The 1,865-nt window shown below is 57.0% G+C and carries 2 rRNA genes (1 of these 2 running past the window's edge); both read right to left on the bottom strand.

Annotation, left to right across the window (positions count from 1 at the left end):
- Positions 1–49, bottom strand: a 23S ribosomal RNA gene (locus ACIPY3_RS23085) (its annotated part extends 2,614 nt beyond the left edge of the window); the annotation flags it as partial.
- A 365-nt stretch (positions 50–414) separates the two neighbouring features.
- Positions 415–1,865, bottom strand: a 16S ribosomal RNA gene (locus ACIPY3_RS23080); the annotation flags it as partial.

Here is a 1,865-nt window from a genome sequence, read left to right as displayed (position 1 = left end):
TTGTGTGTCCAGATGCTCGCGTCCACTATGTAGTTCTCAAACAACAACCCCAACAACCACCCCCACCACACAACCCCAAGGGGCCACACACGGTGGGAAAACGGCCGCAGGAAAACCAAGAAACACCAAAACCATGTCCCCAGCAAAGCTGCAGAAGGTCCTGTTGCCTCAGGACCCAACAGTGCACCAAACACAACCCCCACCACCAACACCCCGGACGCGTTCCCAACAACCACAACAGTCGCCGTACTAACCCCAGGACACCAGCCCAAGAACCATGCCAAAAAAACTTTTGATTTGTTGATATTCCACCCATGAGCACCCACCGCAGAACAGACGCCTGCGCAATGGGCAACACTGACAACCACCAGCCCCGCATGCACGGAACCAGCACCGTTGTTAGCAGCTCCTTAGAAAGGAGGTGATCCAGCCGCACCTTCCGGTACGGCTACCTTGTTACGACTTAGTCCCAATCGCCGGTCCCACCTTCGACGGCTCCCCCCACAAGGGTTAGGCCACCGGCTTCGGGTGTTACCAACTTTCGTGACTTGACGGGCGGTGTGTACAAGGCCCGGGAACGTATTCACCGCAGCGTTGCTGATCTGCGATTACTAGCGACTCCGACTTCATGGGGTCGAGTTGCAGACCCCAATCCGAACTGAGACCGGCTTTTTGGGATTAGCTCCACCTCACAGTATCGCAACCCTTTGTACCGGCCATTGTAGCATGCGTGAAGCCCAAGACATAAGGGGCATGATGATTTGACGTCGTCCCCACCTTCCTCCGAGTTGACCCCGGCAGTCTCCTATGAGTCCCCGGCCGAACCGCTGGCAACATAGAACGAGGGTTGCGCTCGTTGCGGGACTTAACCCAACATCTCACGACACGAGCTGACGACAACCATGCACCACCTGTAAACCGACCGCAAGCGGGGCACCTGTTTCCAGGTCTTTCCGGTTCATGTCAAGCCTTGGTAAGGTTCTTCGCGTTGCATCGAATTAATCCGCATGCTCCGCCGCTTGTGCGGGCCCCCGTCAATTCCTTTGAGTTTTAGCCTTGCGGCCGTACTCCCCAGGCGGGGCACTTAATGCGTTAGCTACGGCGCGGAAAACGTGGAATGTCCCCCACACCTAGTGCCCAACGTTTACGGCATGGACTACCAGGGTATCTAATCCTGTTCGCTCCCCATGCTTTCGCTCCTCAGCGTCAGTTACAGCCCAGAGACCTGCCTTCGCCATCGGTGTTCCTCCTGATATCTGCGCATTTCACCGCTACACCAGGAATTCCAGTCTCCCCTACTGCACTCTAGTCTGCCCGTACCCACTGCAGAACCGGAGTTGAGCCCCGGTCTTTCACAGCAGACGCGACAAACCGCCTACGAGCTCTTTACGCCCAATAATTCCGGATAACGCTTGCGCCCTACGTATTACCGCGGCTGCTGGCACGTAGTTAGCCGGCGCTTCTTCTGCAAGTACCGTCACCCCCAAAAGGGGCTTCTTCCCTACTGAAAGAGGTTTACAACCCGAAGGCCGTCATCCCTCACGCGGCGTCGCTGCATCAGGCTTGCGCCCATTGTGCAATATTCCCCACTGCTGCCTCCCGTAGGAGTCTGGGCCGTGTCTCAGTCCCAGTGTGGCCGGTCACCCTCTCAGGCCGGCTACCCGTCGTCGCCTTGGTAGGCCATTACCCCACCAACAAGCTGATAGGCCGCGAGTCCATCCAAAACCACAAAAGCTTTCCACCCCCCACCATGCGATGAGGAGTCATATCCGGTATTAGACCCAGTTTCCCAGGCTTATCCCAGAGTCAAGGGCAGGTTACTCACGTGTTACTCACCCGTTCGCCACTAATCCCCCCAGCAAGCT

The sequence above is a fragment of the Paenarthrobacter sp. NPDC089714 genome (assembly GCF_044748905.1).
GTDB lineage: Bacteria > Actinomycetota > Actinomycetes > Actinomycetales > Micrococcaceae > Arthrobacter.
Note: the sequence above shows the minus strand (reverse complement) of the source record. Positions and strands in the feature narration are given on the sequence as shown.